This window comes from Microcoleus sp. bin38.metabat.b11b12b14.051 (assembly GCF_013299165.1).
Classification (GTDB): Bacteria; Cyanobacteriota; Cyanobacteriia; order Cyanobacteriales; family Microcoleaceae; genus Microcoleus.
Genome location: NZ_JAAFKD010000040.1, coordinates 19446 through 40696, shown reverse-complemented (window position 1 = coordinate 40696; position 21251 = coordinate 19446). Strand labels below are relative to the sequence as shown.

The window sequence follows — 21251 nt, the reverse complement described above, 5'->3', positions numbered from 1 at the left end:
CGGCTAATGTATAGTTTCGGCTCTCTGCCCTCAATGCCAAGCATCACCTGATTAACGATCTAAAGCATCCCCCTACAGTCGGAAGTATATAAATATGTCTGTGGCAGGCTATCACTTTAGGAATATTTGTGCTAACACAATTTTGTTTAAGTTCCACATATCTCGATCCCCCTAAATCCACCTTAAGAAGGGGGACTTTGATGGAATCTTGTCCACTCCTTATTAAGGGAAGTCGTAGGGTGCGTCGCCATCAAAAATCTCTAAATAAATATCGAAAATCTCATAGCGACGCACCTGTGAAATTACTCGTAGATGGCAAACAAGTGCAACACTTATTTGGCTGCAAAACTTCCTAATCATGGTATTATCTATTAGTGAGTCGTAGGGTGCATCGCCATCAAAAATCCCTAAATAAATATCGACAATCTCATAGCGACGCACCTGTGTAGTTACTCGTAGATGGCAAACAAATGCAACACTTGTTTGGTCGCAAAACTTTGTAATCATGGTATTATTTATTAGCATTCAAAGGATAGGATAATGCAGCCAAAAACTCATGCAATTATTATGGGCGGTAGTTTAGCAGGACTGTTGAGCGCTAGAGTATTAGCAAAACATTTCGATCGCGTAAGTATTGTTGAACGAGATTTTTTTCCCGAAAAACCCACGCCTCGCCCCGGTATTCCTCAATCGCGCCACCTTCACATCCTGTTGAATCGGGGCAAAATCATCCTAGAACAGTTGTTTCCCGGCTTGGAAAACGAACTGATAGCTGCTGGTGCTCCGAGGTTAGCTCCGAAGTCGATCGGGTGGTTTAGTCCTACCGGTTGGGCTACACATTTTACCCCGGATGTCAATGATTTAATTATGTTCAGTCGGGATTTACTCGATCGCCAAATTCGTCGCCGTTTGACTGAAAATACGAACGTGCATTTCCTGGAGGGAGGTACAGTAACGGGGTTGCTGGCGAAGGGTTCGGGCGCAGAGGTTGCTGGCGTATCGGTGCGTTTTCGCGATCGCCACAATCCAGCTAATATAAATGAACAGAATTTGAATGCAGATTTGGTAGTCGATGCTAGCGGCAAAGTTTCTCAAACACCTAAATGGTTGAAAAAACTCGGCTATGAACCTCCGCAAGAAACCCTGATCAATGCTTTTGTCGGCTATGCCACGCGCATCTATGAATGCAGCGGTAAATTGTCAGATACAGCGCCAGTATTTGTGTCAACAGCACCGCCATTTCGCACCCGCGGCGGTGCGCTTTTCCCGATCGAAGGCAATCGCTGGCTGGTAAGTCTCGGCGGGGGCGATCGCGATTATCCGCCCGCAGACGAAGCAGGTTTTCTAGAATTTGCCCGCAGTCTGCCAACTCCGATGATTTATGATGCGATTAAAGATGCAAAGGCGATCGCACCAGTGTATAGTTATCGAGGTACAGAAAACCGTTTGCGCCACTACGAACGCCTCCCGCGCTATCCTGAAAATTTAGTAATTGTCGGTCATGCAGTTTGCGCTTTCAACCCAGTTTACGGCCAGGGAATGACGGTTGCTGGATTGGATGCTCAGATGCTGGATGAGTGCCTAAAAAAACAGTGGCAGCGGTATCCAGCAGGCAATTTAACAGGCTTTGGGCGAGATTTTCAACAAAAACTTGCAAAATTACATACTATTCCTTGGACGTTTGCGATCAGTCAGGATTCGCGCTATCGGGGAAGTGAAGGTGCGAAACCCAACCTCGCCACGCGGCTGACAATTGATTATATGGATCTGGTGATAAAAGCGTTGACTACAGATGCGAAAGTTTGTCAAGCTTTTTTGGAAGTTCTGCACATGATTGAGTCGCCGGCGGTACTTTTGCATCCGAAAATTGCGTTAAAGGCGATCGCACAATTTACAAGTAGGGAAACGGCATTGCCGTCTCCGGCGCAGATTTCGGCGAATGACAGATAATTTGTATACATTAAAGGCGATCGCACAATTTACAAGTAGGGAAACAGGATTGCCCTCTCCGGCGCAGATTTCGACGAATGAAAGATAATTTGTAGGAATTTAAAATGCAGTAATAGTTTGTTGAATTTGAGTCTTGGACGCGCTGGGTGGCCAGAAACCGGGTTTTTTACGAAAATCTTTCGTTGTAGTCCGCAGATCGGGTAAAAAACCCGGTTTCTTTGGGCTGACGTGTCCAGGACTGGGTATAAATTATGATAGCAATTGCCAATTTTTTTTGTATTCACGATTTTAGCACTTAAATATTAGGCTTTCAGGACTGAAATCCTTACTACGAACCTTTTTCTGTAGGGTTATTCAATTTTTAATTAGCAATCAAATCATCTAATTGTGCTTGCATTTGATTGGTAACTAAATCGAAACAAGCATCGACATAATCGCGATCGCCCGCCGCCTCTTTACCGTACCTCTCAAATACGATCGGTTCGCACACGCGAGTCCGAATTTGCACGGGAAAAGGCAAGTTCGGTAAAGGCCCGATACTCAGTCCCCAAGGCAATCCCAAATATACTGGAAACACCACCGGATCGATGCCAAATAACCACGGCATCCCCAATTCATGCAATTGTTTTGCTTGTTCGTACAAATCAGCCAAAACTATCAAAGTATCGTGGGCACCGTGGGATATAATTGGGACGATCGGCACTTCTTCTCGCAATGCTAATTTAATAAATCCTTTGCGTCCAGCAAAGTAGATTTTATTGCGTAAGTGATAGGGGCGAAAAGTATCTTCTGCGCCGCCCGGATACACGAGAACCGGGGCATTTTTTCGGAAAGCTGCGATCGCCATTTTGGGATTTGCTTTGAGCGCGCCGCACTGCACCGCCATCCCAGCAATATCAGGAGAAACTTGCCAAACCGTCGGGTGCATCAATCCGTAGGCCAAGCGTTCCGTCCCGTACCTGTGGAACCATTCGTATAGGAACATAAACATATCAGGAGCGGCGATTCCTCCGTTGTGAGAGCCGACAACGAGCATTTTTCCGCTCGCGGGGACGTGGTGCCAGCCGTCGCTTTGGACGCGAAAATAGTGGCGGTACAGCCATTCCCACAGCGGCAGCATTAGTTTGATGAAGTCGGGATTGCGATCGTCCAAAGATAGTCCGTCAAAGCGATAGGTTTGGCTGTTGTGGCTGGGGTTGGATGCGGAATGTTTCATGAATTGGTGCTTAAGTGCGATCGATCGTAAAACAAAGTAATCTTAGTATTATAAGTCAGTCCTGAACGGATGAATGCCCAAGAAAGTAGTTTTTTTACCCGACTTGTGGACTAAAACCCAGAATTTTCGTCTTAGAATGTTGCGTAATCGCAATAAGTCAGGTTCGTAGTGTGGACTTTAGTCCGCAGCCAACCAAGCGGACTAAAGTCCACACTACGAACGAACCGTTTTTGTTATGGTAATCGACCCGAGATAATATAAATCATGCTTGAATTAAAACCCTTTGATATATTCCCTCAACACAGGTAGCAAAGTATAAAAACTTCCTGTTTGGTCAATAAAGCAACGCCGCGATAAAGATTGTAGCGCATTGAGTAAATCGGGCGATCGCAAAGTGCCATATTCTAGTAATTTTGTCAGGTTGACTGGTGCGCTTTCCCGACAAAACAAAGAGAGGACTTGTTTTTCGATTTCCGATAAGCGGCTAAACTGCTGCTGCAAAATATCTTTCAAATCTTCCGGCAACAATATAGTATCATCTGGTAATAACTCTGTGACGCATCCGCCCAACTCTTGGATCATAGTCGCGACACTTTTTAACCAGAGGGGATTACCTTGGTAGCGGTGAATGAGTGCTGAGTAGTTGTCGATATCTGCTAATCCATAATCTCTGAGGATTTCCCGTCCGGCGGCGATGTCTAAACCTTTGAGTTGTAAAGTGTTAATGTGTGTATTTGGGTTTTTAACTTGAGTAACTTCTCTGGGTTGTTCCCAACCGATAAGCAGGAAGCAACTTTGATGGGAGATTTTTTGTATTTTTTTGAATAAAGAGCGATATTCTTCGTATTCAGGTTGATATTTTCCTGCTAATTCGCCGCTGCTGAACAGGTTGTGTATGTCATCTAAGACTATTAAGCAGCGATATTTTTGTAAATATTTAATTAAGGATAATGCTTTCTGGTTATTTGTGGGTGAATCTGGCTTTTCCGACTGCGAGAAAAACTGGATTAAGTTAGCTTCAAATTCCGGGAGGGTGGGGGATGTGTCGAAGTTGCACCAAATGACGTATTCAAACTCGTGTTTGATTTGTTGGACGAGTTGCACTGCTAAGGTGGTTTTGCCGATACCGCTAATGCCGGTGATGGTTATGAGGCTGCTGTTTTGTTGTAGAATCGAGGTTGTGAGGGTTTTGAGTTCGGGAGTGCGATCGAAGAAAGCCCCTAATTCTGGCATCTCGCTTAAGTCGTGATGGGATGTTTCTTGATTTGGTGGGTTTGAGTTTGGTATGTTTGGCGGGTGTTTGGTTTCTCCACAATAATTAACTAAGCCTATTTGTGCAGAGTCTTGTGCATAATGTGAAACTATCGAGACTTGGAATCTTTGCATTGCCGATCGTAAATTTGATTTACTGACATCTTCTCCTAATTCTTCTGAAAGTATCTGCCATAATTGCGAAGCAGCATTTCTAATACGACTTTCAGAACAGTCAAAATCTTTGGCTATTTGCTTATATGTCTCATGTTGTAGAGTTCCCCGTAGTACCGCTTCTTGTAAATCGTCAAGGTGCTGACCAGTTTTATCGAAGAATATGCGATCGACGATGTTTAACATTTCTTTGAGATTCATCTGGTCAAGAGGATGGAAAATTTTTGTGTATTATAGCACGTTTTTATATATTTAAGTATATTTTGAGATATTTTAGTACATAACTAGATTGAAATAGAGTGAAAGCCGCAGAAAATTGTTGATGAAATAAGATATTTTGTGGGTAGACAAAGCTTTAATTTCTAAATATGATATAAATACAACCACTTCATAAAACAAGAGTTTTCGTATGAAAAATATGGAAGGCTTAGACATACAGAATTCCTTTACGGAAGACACTAACCATTCTCGCGATAGTGTAAGTACCCAAGCCCTGTTGGATCTTCTTTCTACCGAACCACCAAAAACTATCAATGTGATCGAAATGATTACCAAGAGTGGTGGACATATTTGCTCAGGCATTCAGGGACCTTCTCCTGAGCTAATTGATAGAATAGTTGACTTGTCTGATATTTGAACAAGTCTTGATCGAAATGACAGTAGTGGGGATGTTCGGATACATAGATTTGCTTAATTAGAATCAGAAAGTTTCACATCCCCTACTTTGTGATAAATGTGTTAAAAATATGCTTTCAGTTGATTCTGCGACACAGGTGATAGCAACATCTACCTACTACATTGATGAGCTAGGTAGTAGTGACGAATCATTCTTAGAGTTTATAAATCGCAAATTACCAGATTTGATGGAGAGTGAAAAGCAGTTATTTGGTCATATTGACAAGAAAACATTGATTTTTGATGCTGCATTTAGAACTAAAACGAATGTTGAATATCAGATATTAGTTCAACGGGATTATATCTTATTTTCAAGATATGCAGTAATTAGAGCCTTTGGAAATGAAACGCAAACATATTGTAACTTGAGTGCTTTCTCTGCACGAGATACGTTCCCAGATTTCAATAAGTACATAAATTTTGTCCGGGGAGAAGATCCGATACTTGATATTGGTATTAGTTGTCAATCCCTAATTAGGTGGATACTTAAGTGCCTACGTCACGTATCTTTAAGTGAATTAGAAAGGCAAATAATATGCTATGAAATAAAACAACTAGCAGATTATTGTGACCTTCATATACCAGAAGATAAACTGTTTGATATTCTTAATATTGCTCATCTAGATATCACCAATCAATCTTCTTATGCACAATTATTAGAGAACCTATGTGACTTTGGGTTCTTGATATGGAAAAGCTACTTTAGGATTAAGTCAAACTGTTTTTATCAACACGCGGAGAATGATGGCTATGAATCATCAGATTGAAAGTAAGCCAATTTTAGGGGTGGGAATTGCTTTTATACCCAATTTTATCAAACTCCTAAAATCACAAAATCAATTTAATAATGATATTCTGCCAAGACATATCGACTTTTTTGAAATTTCATCACTCGATGAAAAAGAACTAGAAGAAGAGGAAATTCTCCAGTGGTTTCCGCTTCTTAACAAAAAGAATATTACTGCACATATTTTCGGTTTTAGAGTAGGCACTAAATTAGGCCCCAGCGATGAGTTTATCTCGAAAGTCAACAAAGCGGTTTCAATAATACAACCCACTTTTATATCGGAAGATTTATCTCAGTTTCGAGTCGCGCCAACTGCTATCGATACATCACCTCTTCTTCTGACTGATGAAACTAAGAAATACTGCGTTGATGCTCTGATCAAAATAAATGAAGCAGTTGAAGTACCTTTTCTTTTAGAAAATCCACCAATATCCTTTATGATTGGTGAACAAGATTTCCTCACTTGGTTCTCAGATTGCCTTGAGTTATCTAATTCATACTGCTTACTCGATATTGGACATTTGTTGTCATGGGAAAGTATAGTTGGTGAATCAGTAATCAGTCGATTGAAAGACTTTCCACTTGACAAGGTTGTTCAGATACATTTAGCTCAAGGTATGGTTGACTATACTTCAAAATATTACGCTGATTTGCATGGAGAGCCTTATAGTGAAAGACTTTACGAAATACTCCTGTATCTTTTAGAAAAATGCCCTAACCTGAAGGCTGTTACTCTAGAACACTTTAATCTTTTCACTGCACTTTCTACAGGGCTTAATGATTTACAAAGAGTAAGAGAGATTACAAAAAACTTTCTCGAATCAAAAACTGCTGTATAAATTATGTTGAAATTAGGTTCTATTTATGCCCAGTATTGATACTTACCTCTCAAATAAAGTTTCTAACCCAGAGAAAATAAACTCCCTGCTCAAGTACAAACTACAACTCAATTTCTATGGATTTTTACTAGACTTAAATTTCACTCATCTGGAAGACGTTACTCATTATAAATACTATTTTAATTATTTTATCAATAAATTTACATCTGTCAAGAGCCGACTAGAAACTAACTGGATAGCTGACTCTGGTCGTCAAGCATTTAGTAAAATATTAGAAGCTCCTCAGTATTTCAAAGAAATTCAAGTAATTCATAACAATACTACCTTCTTATATGACAGATTCAGTTATAAATCATCCCAACCTTCTCTGATTCCTCCATTGCATCTTAGCCCTTTTTGCAATCATCATATTGGTTTTCATGGTGCTGCCGTAGCATACGATCAAAAATCAATACTAATATTTGGTAAAAATAATTCGGGTAAATCAACATATTCGATCAACTTAATTTTTAATGGCTTTAAGCTTCTATCTGATGACACGATAATATATGATGCTTGGAATAACCAATTGCTAGCATTTCCGAGACCTATTGGTTTACGAGAAGGTACTATTGAAGCACATCCAAATATAAAAAAAAATATTTTACCTAATAAAAAATTTATCAGATATCAATCTGTTGATTATACACACTTAATGATTTCTCCAGAAGAATTATTTCCTGGCTGCATTATTGATTGTGCTGAACCAAATGTTGCCATCTTTTTAAATCATATTTCAGGCAAGCAAGAAGTTACAATTGATAAAATTGATAAATCTTCACTGGATAAGTTGTTAAGGATTTTTTCTTACTATTCCGAACTTAACCCCAAAGAATACAGTGAAAATCTTCAAGCTTTATTAGAAAAGTTGGTTAAAGTCTACATTATATCATATGATATTAGATTAACTGATATGCAGTATTTGATTGAAGTTGCACACAAATTCTTAAAACATAGCATATAACCTACCTAGCTTACTATGATACCAATCAAACATGAATTATTAGTAGAACTCATATCTAATCCTCTGTTGAGAGAGGAAAATTTTATCTCTTCTACTTTGTCAGATATATCTAGTGATGATGTACTGAGTTTTCGCAAAGTTTTACAATTTAATGAACAAGAGCTTCTTATTAATCCATTCATACATACAAAAAAATATATTTCTTATGATGAAATAGAAAAGATATCTAAAATTTACTTCGGAAAATGCGGATTGCATAGAGAGATGTATACAAAAAAAGTTAAAACCTATGGTTTAATCCTTTTTAAGTATTTATTACAGTCTCGAAAACCTTTGTGGTTACGAGATATAGCGAAGTATGAGTTTATATTGTTTTCACAACTGTGGATTACCGGCTATAATAATGATAACCTTCTCAATAGACAGCATATTTCAAATCACTATTTAGTGAATAATCTCTGTAGATTAGGAGAATTTTCTTTTGATATTGAAGCTTATATGGACAATCCAGAAACAACTGAATTTTTATTTAAACAGAAGACTAATAAATACTTAGTATTCATTGGAAATCATGAAACACCCTCTGTTAGCACTAAGTCTATAGACACAATTACTTACTCCCTGATTAGGTTTTGTAGACAGCCTAGATCTATACTGGAAATCAATAACTTTTTAAGAAATCAACTTTCATTAAATGAAAAGGAGAGTACGAAGATATCTCATAGCCTAACTAGCTTGCTTGAAAGCTGGAATATTCTAAATTTATTTACAACTAGCGCAGGTTAAATAGTCACCTAAAGAGGCAAATATATGAAGTTTGGTATTGGATGGCGAGAAGAAGTCTTAACGGAGATTAATCAGCAAGTTGAGAATATTGATGTAATAGAGATAATGGCAGATCAATATATGTTTGATCTCCGAAAGAAAGTTGAGATATTGAAGAAGTTCTTACCCAAAAAAGATATTATTTTTCACTGCGTAAGCCTTTCCATCGGTTCCTCTGAGATTGAGTTAGACTATTTATATGAACTGAAAAGATTAGTGGATATTTTCGATCCTCTAATTATAAGCGATCACATAGGGATTACCCGATATAAATCTTATGACACTGGCATTGCTTGTCCGGTATCATACAACTCCAAGACTCTAAAAATTTTTGAGGCAAATATCAGGAAATTCCAGAAAATCATAGGAAAACCTCTTCTTTTAGAAAATATTAGCTGTCCTTTAAAAATGTTAGATGAAGAATTTTCTGAAGCAGAATTTATAGCGAAGTTATATCAAGTAACAGGTGTAAATATTCTACTTGATGTAACCAACTTATATATAAATTCCAAGAATCATAACTTTGACTATCGTGAATGGTTAGAGAAAATTCCAATTTCGTCGGTTCGCCAGCTTCACTTAGCAGGAGGAAATGAGGTTGAGGGTAAGCTCTGGGATAGCCATTGTTGTGCAGTTGCTAAAGATAATTGGAGTGTCTATGAGATGGCAATTAATCTTTTTAGTCAGATCGAGTTTGTGATTGTAGAGCGTGACAACAGGTATGAAACTTTTTACGAATCAATAAATGATGTTTTTACTGCTAGAGATATTTTGTTAAAGCAAAGGTAATTTGCATAAGTAAATAATTAAGGTTGTCCTTAGCTGTTCGGCAGATTTTCCGTAAAATATTTGTCTAACATTAATGCTCCATCTGATAAATTAGAATAGGTCAGTGTCGAGCATTGTGTTGTTTCATAAAGTGATAGCAAATCTTGAAAAAACTCATTTCTATCAAGTCCACATTCAGTCCGACATTGCCAAGTTTCTAACATAAAATCTTTCACATCTGATGCCTTTAAATTAGTCGTATTTTCACTTTTTTTACATATGGCAATGAATGAAGGTGAGGCAGACTCAGAAACGGTGGAGGAAAAAAAGCTAGAGAAATGATTTAAGTAAATTAAACCTGTATTGGGCGACTCTACCTGAATAGTCTTGGGATGTTTGACAATTGCTTTACCTAAATCACCTAACTCTGGAATATTATAATAACGAAAAGCACATAGAGTGCTGTATGGTTTCACTTTTCTAGTTTGGCGATCTATCACTATTAATCCATCACTCAAAAAGGAATAGCCCATCTTCAAAAGAATAGCTGTTAATGTAGTTTTTCCTTGCCACCAGCCTCCTACAATCAGACATACTTTACCTTTATTACTAATCAGAGCATTGCCCTCAATTACTAATAATTTATTCCTCAAAGGCTCTATATTAAATGGCGGGATAACCATCTCATCTGTAGGCCATTTATCATATTTTTGAAGCCTAGTAAGTTTATTATTCATTCTGCGATAAACAGTCTTAACAAGATTGTCATGACAGTAATTAGCTATCGTCCAAGTTAGCTCTTCAAGTTGCTTCTGCTCTTCTCTAGTTTGATATAAATTTCTTTCTATTGAAAAGAAAAACTCTATATAATCTTCTCCGGCTCTTGGAGCAATACAAAACATTTCAAAAATAAACTCAAATTCTGAGTGCATTGCTCTTGACTGTGATCTGACACAGACATAGCATCCATAAAAATCGAGGTATAGCTTGTATGAGCAGATATTTTCAAGAACTTCTATGAATTCTTGGTCGTAAATATCTTCTTCTGGTTCACGGTACATAGTACCTGAAGCATATTGAGCTAAGAGCTTACCCATAGGACAACTTAAGTTACTTTGTGTTAACCTTATAAGTCTAGCATAAAAGGTAGTGCATGAAATAACTCACGACCCCACGACCGTTTTATGCTAAATTCTCATGACCCCTATTCCGTCAGATAAAGAATTGATGAATAAGATTCCTTTGATCGACTACAGCAATCATCCTGCCTATGGAAAACTGTTTGGTCAACCATCACGACATAACCAATATTTAGCTCTTAATAAATTTTTACCCAGCTTTTTACGATGTTTAAAAAATAATTTACATAATTTCAAATATAGTTCATTAACAATTGATTGCTATCCTACAAATATACCTACACAATTAGAGCAATTTATACAGAATGGAATAATTGTTAAAAAAATATCTCATTTACAAAAATCAAGACTTACTAATTTATTGAAGTATTGGATATTTATACTCAAGTGCAAACGAGCAAAGATACCTGCCGATAAACGCACTTTCATTGATAATATGTTATGTATTTATGAAGATTTATTATACAATGAATGTCTTGAAATCCTTAATAATCATGCTATAATTAAAATAGCAAGTATTTACATAGGATATTCAATCACTCTAAAAAAGATATCTCTTCATATTTATGATGAAAGTGATAATTTTATTTATCAAGCTTTTGAAAACATGGATGCTCCTGCCACAACAGACCTGCATATAGATTGGAGTTACCATCGAATGGTTAAGTGTCTTATTTATCTAAATGATGTTGATGAAAATAATGGGCAGTTCAAATACGTTATAGGGAGTAATAATTATCAACTGGGATTATGGGAAAAAAGTATACGTTATGCCAATAGTTTTTGCGGTTTAAGCAAATGCTCTATTTCAGAACGTGAGTTGTTTTGGGCATTGCCAAAATTCTTTCAAAAAAAAGCAGAATTTGGCAATGACTTGCTCGATACATCTCTAGAATCAGCAGCACTTCTAGGCAGGGAGTGTCATTTCACTTCTGAGGATGGGGATCTCCTTTTTTTTGATAATGAAGGAATTCATCGAGGTGGAGATGTGCGTAAAGGAGAAAGGCAAGTCCTGCAACTTTATCTCTGGCATTAATATTTTTGCAGCCAATGCCAAAAATAATAACTTATTGCTTTAGTCCAAAGACCTTGTAGGTTGGATTTCCTTGCGCCAACCCAACCTCTTTTTCCACTGACAATTTTATCCATTTCCACCATTTCAAAGGGCGCTGATTACACACAATGGCGTGAAGCGTAGCTATCCCGTAGGGCGATCGCCCTTTGTTTGTTCTCACGAGCGATCGCCCTAGCAGACAAAAGGGCGATCGCCCTCTGCGCTACAATATCAGTGTAGCGATCGGGAGGCAAGACTATGCAAACCATCCTTTTAAGTCGCGCAGAAGTGGCACGGCGCGCAAGACAATTGTACGAAAACAGCATCCGCCAACAAGTCGAGATAGACGAAAACATCGGGAAGATGGTCATCATCGACTTTGAATCAGGAGACTACGAAGTAGATGAAACTGGGTTAAAAGCAGCCCGCAACCTGGGAGTAAAACATCCCAATGCTCGTCTATTCGGCATCCGTATTGGATACAATGTAGCTGTGTCATTCGGTGGAGTTATGGAGCGTGTATACAAATGATTTCGGGTATTGTGACTGATAGACACGCCACCGTCACTTTGACATTTATACTCCCGAATGGCTCAACTTTACCGATCGAATTTGTCATCGATACAGGATTCACAGGAGACCTTTGCTTGCCTCCAGAAGCCGTTTCATTATTAAGGCTACCTTTCATATTCGATTTTCCAGCAAATTTGGCAGACAACAGCGAGGTTTTACTGCCAGTCCATGAAGCCGTTGTCATCTGGGATGGGGAAGAACGGGAAGTTCGTTTGATTGCTACAGGAAGGCGACCATTGCTAGGAACTGGTATGTTAGACGATCGAGAACTTGTGATTCAGTTCACCGAAGGCGGGAAGCGTAACAATCGATGATTTGTAATACGTAGGCGATCGCCCTTTCCTACATATTCCATTAACCCTCGTATCACCCCAACCTCTCTTTCCACTGACAATCCGAGCCATTTCCACCATTTCAAAGGGCGACGATCGCACAGAGGGCGTGAATCGTAGGTATCCCGCAGGAATCTCGTCCTTTCTTTGTTCTCATGAGCGATCGCCGCAGCAAACAAAAGGGCGATCGCCTTTTTCTGCCTCAATCATCTGTGTCGAACAATCTTGACGATGATAGCGGAGATTCGGAAAAATACGATCTATGATAGATTTAAGCAATTATTCTAAAAAATCTATGGAATACAATCAAATCATCACCATTGAACCTGGAAAACGCAGCGGTAAGCCCTGTATTCGGGGAATGCGAATTACTGTGTACGATATCCTAGAGTATTTGGCTGGTGGTATGACAGAGGCAGAAGTTCTAGAAGATTTTTCGGAACTCACTTCCCAAGACATCAAAGCTTGCCTTGCCTTTGCCGCTGACCGTGAGAAAAAACTATTTGTGGCATCTTTGTGAGACTACTACTCGATGAAAACTTGTCAGACGGAATTGTTCGCAGGATTATCGATTTGTATCCCGATTCCGCTCATGTCAAAACATTGGCACTTACGAATACTGATGATTCAATTATTTGGGAATATGCTCATGCGAATAATTTTGTGATTGTTTCCAAGGATTCTGATTTTCATCAACGGAGTTTGCTGTACGGGCATCCACCCAAATTTATCTACCTTCGCATTGGTAACAGTCCAACGTCCAAGATTGTTCAGATATTAAGAGATAATTTTGACATTATAATTCAATTTTGGAATAGCGAAGTAGAAAGTATCTTGGTATTGGCTTAATGCGTTGGGGAAGCCCCAGAAAGTATATTCCCTTAACCCTCGTGTCACCCAACCTCTCTTTCCACTGACAATCCGATCCATTTCCACCATTTCAAAGGGTGACGATCGCACAGAGGGCGTTAAGCGTAGCTATCCCGCAGGGATCTCGCCCTTTGTTCTCATGAGCGATCGCCCTAGCAGACAAAAGGGATCTCGCGCACAGAAATATAGAATATTGCCTAACTGAGTGTTTGTAGCGCTGAATTGCCTGTAAGGTTAGCATCAACTGTAGCTAATATTAAGCCATAATGAATAGCTGTGGCGGCAATAAATCGGTCTCCGGGGTCTTGATGTGGTAGTGCAATCTCGCGACTTAAAATTGCAATCGCGTGATTCATAGGGGCTTCGCGGGTTTCCAAGGTTTTTAAAGCTAAGTTAACCCATGTAACCGGATCGGGCTGCAAGGATATCCGTCCTTTTTCTGCAAGAATGAGCGTCTCCCAAATGCTAATTGGACTCAGCCAAAGTTCTGTATTAGGATCGGCGATCGCTGTTTGAAGTTGGAGCGATAGGCGTTCGTCGCCCAGCAAATACCAAAGCCAAATGTGGGTATCGAGTAAAAGTTTCATTCTAAAACCTCCCACAGTTCGGCGACAGGAGGAATTAAATCTCCTAATATTTCACCGCTCCCTTTCATTGTGCCAAAAGTGGGGCGTGGGGTTTGGGTAGTGGCAGGATAGATAATCACTAATGGTTTCCCTTCATGGATGATGGTGAGAGGAGTTTTGGTACGTTCGACCTCTATAAATAGAGTTTGGAGAGTTTGGGGTAATTCAGTCGTGGTAATTTGCATCATTTTTCGACCCTAAATAGTTTGTGATAGTTGATATCCGAGTCCAGTCGCTCCGCAAGCGTTCTTTTAAAGCATTTCAATTTCTCATAATCCTCCTAATAACTGTATTATACAAGTTAGCTAGTTTGTCAATACTTTATCCTATGGCTCGATCGTCCGGGTGTAGGGTAAGGCAACCGTTGGCATCGCCCTTTCCAACATATTCCATTCACCCTCGTGTCACCCAACCTCTCTTTCCACTGACAATCCAATCCATTTTCACCATTTCAAACTGCGATGATTGCACACAGGGGCGTGAAGTGTAGCTATCCCCTAGGGAATCGCCCCAGCAAACAAAAGGGCGAGATCCCCTGACACCAAATACCAAACACTGCAATGAGTCTACGAGGTGCGATCGCCCTGACTGTTTTTTCCCACAATCACTCAACACACCAAACCAAATTAAAACCGTAGGAATCTAATCACAATTAAGCATAAAAGTCAATACTGTTTCATCAATTCCCTTGAGTTGCAGCGACTTATATTTAACAATTCGATCCTCCTCAACATAATCTGCAACCGCCGCCGAAACGAGTACAGAGTTTGGTTCCGCCACCTCTTGCAAACGGGCGGCAATATTCACGCTCGGCCCGATCGCAGTATAATCAGATCGATCGGGGCCGCCAAACATACCCACCACCGCAGTACCCTGATGAATACCGCAGCGAAACCGCACCGGAGGCACCCCATTTTCCCCCACAATTCCCTGCTCCAACCAGCGCTGGTTAAGCTGCTTCAGGGCTCGCAGCATTTCGCCAGCAGCAGCTATAGCACGGCGTACTTGCTCGTTAGGCGTTAGTTCCTCCGGCGCGCCAAAGAGAGCCATTACCGCATCTCCGACAAACTTGTCTACCGTACCGCCGCTGTCAAAAATAGCCTTAGTCATTGCCGCCAAATATTCATTCAAAAGCTCAGCTACCCGGCGCGAGCGCAGCGTATTTGCCATTTGAGTAAAACCGACAATATCGCTAAATAAAATAGTAATCAATCGCGGTTCCGGCCGCAAATCCAGAGCCAAATCTCCAGTCGCAGCGGCCTTCACCATCGACGGCGGTAAAAATCGGCGCAGCACCGACTCAGTTAAATAACTGTTCAACTGCTGCACTCGCCGCTCGTTTTGTTTAAGGGCGATTAAATTCCGCACTTCTGCCAACAATTCGCGATCGTTAAAAGGCTTAGATAAATAAGCATCAGCACCCCGTTCTACCCCTTCAATCCGAGTATCTGCGTCCGCTTTAGCAGTTAGCAAAATTGCCGGAGTTCCCCGCAATTCTTCGTCCTGTCGAATCATCCGAATCAAATCCAAACCCGAGATTACAGGCATCATTAAATCGGTGAGAATTAGATCGGGACGGCGGTTTTTTGCTACGGCAAATCCTTCTTGTCCGTTGCGAGCCAGCAAAACTGCAAAGCCGGACGCTCGCAGAATTTCTGACACATAAAAGCGCAAATCTGGATTGTCGTCAACCACCAAAACCGTACCCGCTACTGTTTCTGAATTTATCGGTTCTAGAGCCTCAAAATTATTATTTTCTGCTTCATCTTCAGACAAATCTGCCTCCACATCTGCCAGTTCCACCGCTGCTTTTGATGCGTGAAACTCGGCGGGGATTTCTAGTACCCGCTCTGGGGGTAAGTGAGTCGAACCGAAGTGCAGCCAAACGGTAAAAGTAGTACCTTCGCCGTAAACTGAATCGACGGAAATTTGACCGCCGTGGAGTTCGACTAATTCTTTGACAAGTGCCAAACCTAAACCGCTGCCTTCGTAGGAACGGCTAGCAGAACCTTCGGCTTGGTGAAAGCGCTCGAACAAATAGGGAATTTGTTCGGTGCGAATGCCGATGCCGGTGTCTTTTACTTGTAACAAGCAGTGAGCGCCCGCTGGTTCAACTGTTAGGGTGATTGTTCCGCTTTCAGGGGTAAATTTGACAGCATTTGATAGCAGGTTGTAAATAACTTTGTCAAATCTTTCAATATCCAAATAAAGTAAAGGACATTCTTGGAGTTGGGTGATTAATTGCAGTCCTTTTTTGTCGCAGTAGGCACGGAACGACTCTGCCGTAGAGTAACAGAAACCGACTAAATCGCAGGGGCGAAAACTCGGCTGCATCCGTCCCGCATCGAGGCGCTGCAAGTCCAGCAGTTGATTTACTAAGCGCAGCAAGCGGCGGGAATTTCGCAAGGCGATTACTGCTTGTTCGTAGGGTAAGTCTTCTTTGCGGCCGCAAGCTGATTCTAGAGGGCCGATGGTTAGGGTGAGAGGTGTGCGGAATTCGTGGGAGATATTTTGGAAAAATTCGGTTTTGAGCCGATCGGCTTCCAAGAGCCGTTCTGCCTGCTGTCTGGTAGTCTGGTAGAGGCGGGACTGCTGCACCGCCAGAGCCGCTTGAGTTGCCACTATTTGAGCCAAGTCAATGTCTGAGACGTTCCAGCGGCGGGTGCTGCGATTTTGGCGCAGGGAAATGCTACCGATGATTTTGCCTTCGGAGAGTAGCGGAACGACTAAAAGAGCGCGGGCTGGCGATCGAACTTGCAGTTCTGTAACATTTAAATCGGGGCGTTCGCTGAGGTCTTCAACCGCCACCGCCTCTTTTGATACCATAACTTGCAGCAACACCGGATTGCCGCGAATCGGCACCAAAGACTGCGGCAGGGAAGGATGGGCAAAAACCCAGCCGCGAGCGTTAGTAGCAGCACTCTGAGCAGCAGTTTCTGAGCCTGGAGGGTTCGCAACTACCTGTGGATTGTTAAACTCCTGTTTGACAGCCACCGTATCCCTATTGGCGTCGTAGAGTCCTACGCACTGGACGTATTCATCATCTTCTGTCCACAGAGAAAGGGCGCAGCCGTCAACTTGCAAAGCTTGGCCGAGTTGTTGAGTAATCGCTGCAAAAATATTTTGGGGGTCGAGGCTCGATCGAATTGCCGTAGTAATAGTATTGACTAAGGCCTCGCGCTTTGCCAGCGCCCGCACCTGTTCGTAAGCCCTGGCTTGAGAAAGCGCCAAAGCCGCTTGGTCGGCCACGGTAATTACTAACTGTACCTCGTGGTCTTCCCATTCGCGCGATCGATCGAACTGGTGCAGCGCTAAGACTGCCATCAGTTCCATTTGGTAAAACAGCGGTACGATTAAGCTCGATCGAATATTCGCAGTTTGGTAAGCCTGACGCCGCTGATTGTCCCAGTTTAAAACTCGATCGTCAGTTTGGGCATCTTGAATCACCTCCACATCCAGAGTTTCCCAAACCAAATCCGGCAGCACATCCGCTGAAAGTCCACCGCTAGAAGCATCCCGTCTGGCTTCAGCATCGCCCCGCAACGCTTTAGTTTCCGCCTTCTGGTAAACAAACCACTCATCCGCCACCCGGCCGTCTTGGAACGGCCGCAGCAGACAGCAACTCACCTCAAACATCTGTCCAACGGTTTCCACAATTCTTTGCAGCATTTGCTGGTAATTAGGAGCCGATCGAATAGTATTGGTAACGGCATAAAGCAGCGATTCTTGTGAGAGAGCCCTCCGCAATTCATTCGTGCGGGCCTTCAGGACATTGTGAGTATCAACAGCTTGACTGACAAGAGCCCTAAGTTCTTCAGCATCCCAAGGCTTGGTAACGAACTTGAATACTTTGCCAGCATTAATAGCTTCAACTAAATCTTCAACATCCGTATAGCCAGTTAAAATAATGCGAATCACATCCGGGTATTGAGCAGCAGTCAGGCTGAGAAACTCCGTACCGCTCATTTTTGGCATTCGCTGGTCAGAGATAATCACCGCAACTTCTCCCTCTTTTGCTAAAATTTCGAGGGCGGCGGGGCCTGATTCGGCTCGGAGCACTTTATAGTCTCGATGGAAGGTGCGGTAAAGCAAGTCGAGGTTATCCGGTTCGTCATCGACAACCAGAATTTTTAGCTTAGGATTTTCTTGGGAATTCATGCACCGTTCTCCTGTGCCCCGGGGCAGTTCGATTTAATAAGTCCGATCAAAGGAAGAATTCGCCGGTTTCAATTGCACAAGTCATACCATTTGCGATTTGGGATGACTGACGCTCCCAGGGGTTGGAGTTGCCTTGTGGTTGCTTTTTTTGAAACTGGTATCACAATAATTTGTGAATCTAAATTTGTTGTGAGTAGGCCCATACCAGCATCAAAATTAATTTTTAATCTCGGGGTTTTTAAGTCCGAATTGTTTTTTTTCACAGCAGTCTGTCGTGCACCCCAATTTTATTATTTAATGATATTCATATCTGGTCGTTTTGCGGGAAGTGTCCTATACCCCTCACTGTTGCTAGGATAGCAAACAGGAATCAGGTAATTTTTACACCATTGTACATATCTCACAATACATATAAATAACCGTCCTAATTGTGATTTGACTGGCGTTTATTTATGTGCTATTGTCCCTACTCTCCCTATTTTATTTGGTATGTATTAAGATGCCCGCAGCATGAAACAATAGACAACCAACATCTTCGGGCCTGTTGGTGCTGCCAAGGAGACAGCAATTTTAACATTCCGCCCGCAGATGCGGCCCGCGAGCCTGCACCTGTGTCCCCGATCAGTCTTGGGGGGTGGCTGACAGACTGCACGGGCGAAGATGTGCCAGTGACTCAATTGCTGTACCATTTCTAGTTAGACTGGCACTTTTTGGGCTACTTTCACCATTTCTTGTGCCTCGTGCAGGGCAACGACCAGCCAATTAGTGTGCAGAAACCCCGCAAGCTTGAGCATCCATCTGTTAATCTTAGCTAGGGATGTACTCTGTGGAAACCAGCCAGTCGATTTTAGATTTGAGACTGAAGCCTTCGATCGCGCAATTGCGTTTGCTTGTGTTGCCCGATCGCCAGCCGAAGGGCGTAGCCCGCTCGCGCCACAGAAGGGTCGAAGCGTCGAACATGGGAGATTTGAGAGTTACTGGCAGCGCAGTGAATCTGGGAACCGGAACATCCGCGTTGTCCGAAACAGAAGGCTTTAAAATTTTGACCTCTCCACGAGAGTCCTGTGCGGGCTGGTATGGGTTTTTGGGCGGGGTCAATTAGCTCGATCGAGGTTTTGAAGCTCTCAGTTGCGCGCAGCACAATCTCGATCCAAAGCGGAAAAATCCCCGCGAGATATTTCCAGACATCCAAATTGAAGTTGCACGGTTGGGAGAGTACACTGACGATGGCAATAGCTTGCAGCCGATGCGATCGTCGGCGACGGGCGATCGCCCAGAAATGGTTAAATACTTGGTAGTCCGGTGCTGGCGCGCCTCCGGCGTACCTCCGATGCACCCCCGGCGGATCTCAGTCTGGCCTATGGTTGAGTTTTTCAATTACCGCTTGAGGGATTAATTCAATTCGATCGACTATTTGCGCCAGCAAATAGCGCTAGGGTTTGAATATCCCCTAAAAACTCTCACGCTGGCCGAGTTAGCCTGTAAAGACTTTCTCTACGTTACAGGTTTAGATAGACATAGCCAGTCTGTCCTCTGCGGAAGTGAACTCGACTCTTGAGAATCAAGTCATCAAGCTTTCACCGATCGACTTGAGTAAGATGGAGTAGGTTTCACAGAGCATAATCTGACGTTAACACCTTTTTGAGTGTTTTTAATATCTTTCCGAATACCCACAAATCTCTAACCTGAGGAGCGGTCTGAATTGCAGCAATTTCAGTTTAAAATGTTAAAATATCCCCCCATTTTAAATACTCCTTAATTACCCTGAAATATGCTTTTACCATAAAAAGTTGGTTGAAAGCCTTTCCGTTTGATGGACAAATTAACAGAAGACTATTCATTACTCCAATCCTCTTCCTTCCACGTAAAGGTCGCCGGGGTTCCGTCAACTGTCAAATGTCATGCACGTCAACTTTCAGTCGCCCGGATTCCGTCAACAGTCAGACAGGTCATCTGTCAACTGTCAAGCATCAACTGTCAACCCAAAGGAGCCTAAAATATGTTGTTAATAAGTTTCGCTATTAAATCGGAGATAGTAACAGATTGAATTAGATATAGCAATTGAAGCGAAAGATGAGATACGCTTGGGTAATTGGTAATCACCTAAAAGCTTGGCTCGTTGGGCATTTGGTGTCATGCCAATTATTGATTACCAATTACCCACGCTCAATTAACAGACATACCTCATGTTTTTGAGACTAGACTATATGACAATTCAGTTCAGTTGTAAAAAGCAACGGTATTCAAGCTTTCAACCATGATTTTATAGGTAATTTCCCATCTAATTTATTTATATAAAATCTAAAATACTACAAGATGGGCAGCTTATAAACCAGCATCAATAAATTAATATAGTGGCCTGGAATTGTGAATCATTCCTTTTTTTCCTCACCGTCTCACCAACAACAAACTCCCGGAATTTCCAGATTTTCCATTCGGGCGGCAGCGTCGAACGACTTAGCACAGCTAGCCGATATTTTGGCTATGAGCTTTCACTCCCGGGAGGGGTTTGTAGAATGGATTTATCCGGTGTTGCGCTTGGGCATTTACGAAGATTTAAAAAATAGACTGCGTTCCAAGGCAGAACATTACATTTGTCTAGTTGGTGAGCTAGTTTCGCGGGACGAAGGAACGCAGAATTATCGATCGCGCCGAACTCAGTGCATAGCGGGAACAGTAGAAATGGCACTGCGTTCTCGCTTCCCTTGGCAAATCCCAAGTTCTGACTATCCTTATTTGTCGAATTTAGCAGTTCACCCCGATTACAGGCGACAAGGAGTTGCTCAACAGTTGCTCAGCAACTGCGAGGATACAGCCAAAGAATGGGGATTTTCCGAGATTTACCTCCACGTTTTGGAAAATAATCACGGGGCGCGACAGTTGTACTATCAAGCTGGCTATCGCTTGCAACAGGTGGATTGGAATTGGACTTGTTGGCTGTTTGGTCAGCCGCGGCGGCTGTTTTTACGCAAGCAGATATCCTTCTCTTAAGGTTGCACTTATAGCAGGGC

General features: G+C 41.9%; 22 protein-coding genes. 13 read left to right on the top strand and 9 right to left on the bottom strand.

Annotated features, from left to right (window positions below):
* Positions 1–222: 222 nt before the first annotated feature.
* Positions 223–507, bottom strand: a complete 285-nt coding sequence (locus QZW47_RS27320) for a hypothetical protein (protein WP_293134547.1) — start codon at positions 505–507, stop codon at positions 223–225.
* A 33-nt stretch (positions 508–540) separates the two neighbouring features.
* Here QZW47_RS27320 and QZW47_RS27315 point away from each other — a divergent pair, with 33 nt between their 5' ends.
* Positions 541–1950, top strand: coding sequence for a 2-polyprenyl-6-methoxyphenol hydroxylase-like oxidoreductase (locus QZW47_RS27315; RefSeq protein WP_293134546.1), 1410 nt, complete (start codon positions 541–543; stop codon positions 1948–1950).
* Between the two features lie 361 nt (positions 1951–2311).
* Here the strand turns inward: QZW47_RS27315 and QZW47_RS27310 are convergent, their stop codons facing one another.
* Positions 2312–3166: a glycerol acyltransferase gene (locus QZW47_RS27310; RefSeq protein WP_293134545.1), complete on the bottom strand. Its 855-nt coding sequence runs from the start codon at positions 3164–3166 to the stop codon at positions 2312–2314.
* A gap of 273 nt (positions 3167–3439) precedes the next feature.
* Entirely contained in the window at positions 3440–4792 is a 1353-nt protein-coding gene (locus QZW47_RS27305) for an NB-ARC domain-containing protein (protein ID WP_293134544.1), read from the bottom strand.
* Between the two features lie 208 nt (positions 4793–5000).
* On the opposite strand from QZW47_RS27305, the gene QZW47_RS27300 reads away from it, so the two are divergent.
* The 6 genes from QZW47_RS27300 to QZW47_RS27275 all read left to right on the top strand — a co-directional run bounded on the left by QZW47_RS27300 (position 5001) and on the right by QZW47_RS27275 (position 9509).
* Positions 5001–5228: a hypothetical protein gene (locus QZW47_RS27300; RefSeq protein WP_293134543.1), complete on the top strand. Its 228-nt coding sequence runs from the start codon at positions 5001–5003 to the stop codon at positions 5226–5228.
* Between the two features lie 109 nt (positions 5229–5337).
* The gene (locus QZW47_RS27295; RefSeq protein WP_293134542.1) at positions 5338–6033 is read left to right on the top strand and encodes a hypothetical protein; all 696 of its coding nucleotides are present in this window, start codon (positions 5338–5340) and stop codon (positions 6031–6033) included.
* Complete coding sequence (locus QZW47_RS27290; RefSeq protein WP_293134541.1) at positions 6017–6892, top strand: DUF692 family multinuclear iron-containing protein; 876 nt, start codon at positions 6017–6019, stop codon at positions 6890–6892. Before QZW47_RS27295 ends, QZW47_RS27290 begins: the two co-directional genes overlap by 17 nt.
* 25 nt (positions 6893–6917) lie before the next feature.
* The gene (locus QZW47_RS27285; RefSeq protein ID WP_293134540.1) at positions 6918–7895 is read left to right on the top strand and encodes a hypothetical protein; all 978 of its coding nucleotides are present in this window, start codon (positions 6918–6920) and stop codon (positions 7893–7895) included.
* A gap of 15 nt (positions 7896–7910) precedes the next feature.
* Positions 7911–8681: a hypothetical protein gene (locus tag QZW47_RS27280; protein WP_293134539.1), complete on the top strand. Its 771-nt coding sequence runs from the start codon at positions 7911–7913 to the stop codon at positions 8679–8681.
* Positions 8682–8705: 24 nt separating this feature from the next.
* Positions 8706–9509 (top strand): DUF692 family multinuclear iron-containing protein, encoded by an 804-nt coding sequence (locus QZW47_RS27275; protein WP_293134538.1) that lies wholly within the window; start codon positions 8706–8708, stop codon positions 9507–9509.
* Between the two features lie 29 nt (positions 9510–9538).
* On the opposite strand, the gene QZW47_RS27270 is transcribed toward QZW47_RS27275, so the two are convergent.
* On the bottom strand, positions 9539–10585 hold the full coding sequence (locus QZW47_RS27270) for a hypothetical protein (protein ID WP_293134537.1): 1047 nt from the start codon (positions 10583–10585) through the stop codon (positions 9539–9541).
* A 100-nt stretch (positions 10586–10685) separates the two neighbouring features.
* Here QZW47_RS27270 and QZW47_RS27265 point away from each other — a divergent pair, with 100 nt between their 5' ends.
* Entirely contained in the window at positions 10686–11663 is a 978-nt protein-coding gene (locus tag QZW47_RS27265) for a hypothetical protein (protein WP_293134536.1), read from the top strand.
* A 137-nt stretch (positions 11664–11800) separates the two neighbouring features.
* Here QZW47_RS27265 and QZW47_RS27260 read toward each other — a convergent pair whose 3' ends face one another.
* Entirely contained in the window at positions 11801–11950 is a 150-nt protein-coding gene (locus tag QZW47_RS27260) for a hypothetical protein (protein WP_293134533.1), read from the bottom strand.
* Between QZW47_RS27260 and QZW47_RS27255 the strand changes: the two genes are divergently transcribed.
* The 4 genes from QZW47_RS27255 (at position 11940) to QZW47_RS27240 (ending at position 13435) form a co-directional block, all read left to right on the top strand.
* Positions 11940–12212 carry a hypothetical protein gene (locus tag QZW47_RS27255; RefSeq protein ID WP_293134530.1) on the top strand — a complete coding sequence of 91 codons (273 nt, stop codon included), beginning with the start codon at positions 11940–11942 and terminating at the stop codon, positions 12210–12212. The genes QZW47_RS27260 and QZW47_RS27255 overlap by 11 nt on opposite strands.
* Positions 12209–12568, top strand: coding sequence for a clan AA aspartic protease (locus QZW47_RS27250; RefSeq protein WP_293134527.1), 360 nt, complete (start codon positions 12209–12211; stop codon positions 12566–12568). Before QZW47_RS27255 ends, QZW47_RS27250 begins: the two co-directional genes overlap by 4 nt.
* 313 nt (positions 12569–12881) lie before the next feature.
* The gene (locus tag QZW47_RS27245; protein ID WP_293134555.1) at positions 12882–13106 is read left to right on the top strand and encodes a DUF433 domain-containing protein; all 225 of its coding nucleotides are present in this window, start codon (positions 12882–12884) and stop codon (positions 13104–13106) included.
* On the top strand, positions 13103–13435 hold the full coding sequence (locus tag QZW47_RS27240) for a DUF5615 family PIN-like protein (protein WP_293134524.1): 333 nt from the start codon (positions 13103–13105) through the stop codon (positions 13433–13435). The genes QZW47_RS27245 and QZW47_RS27240 overlap by 4 nt, the downstream gene beginning before the upstream one ends.
* A gap of 218 nt (positions 13436–13653) precedes the next feature.
* Here QZW47_RS27240 and QZW47_RS27235 read toward each other — a convergent pair whose 3' ends face one another.
* From QZW47_RS27235 to QZW47_RS27220, 4 genes are all read right to left on the bottom strand, one after another.
* Positions 13654–14043, bottom strand: coding sequence for a PIN domain-containing protein (locus QZW47_RS27235; RefSeq protein ID WP_293134521.1), 390 nt, complete (start codon positions 14041–14043; stop codon positions 13654–13656).
* Positions 14040–14270 (bottom strand): type II toxin-antitoxin system Phd/YefM family antitoxin, encoded by a 231-nt coding sequence (locus QZW47_RS27230; protein WP_293134518.1) that lies wholly within the window; start codon positions 14268–14270, stop codon positions 14040–14042. Before QZW47_RS27230 ends, QZW47_RS27235 begins: the two co-directional genes overlap by 4 nt.
* A 454-nt stretch (positions 14271–14724) precedes the next feature.
* Positions 14725–18240, bottom strand: coding sequence for a response regulator (locus QZW47_RS27225; RefSeq protein WP_293134515.1), 3516 nt, complete (start codon positions 18238–18240; stop codon positions 14725–14727).
* Between the two features lie 847 nt (positions 18241–19087).
* Complete coding sequence (locus QZW47_RS27220; RefSeq protein WP_293134512.1) at positions 19088–19576, bottom strand: hypothetical protein; 489 nt, start codon at positions 19574–19576, stop codon at positions 19088–19090.
* Between the two features lie 1031 nt (positions 19577–20607).
* On the opposite strand from QZW47_RS27220, the gene QZW47_RS27215 reads away from it, so the two are divergent.
* Positions 20608–21231 (top strand): GNAT family N-acetyltransferase, encoded by a 624-nt coding sequence (locus tag QZW47_RS27215; protein ID WP_293134509.1) that lies wholly within the window; start codon positions 20608–20610, stop codon positions 21229–21231.
* Positions 21232–21251: the final 20 nt, after the last annotated feature.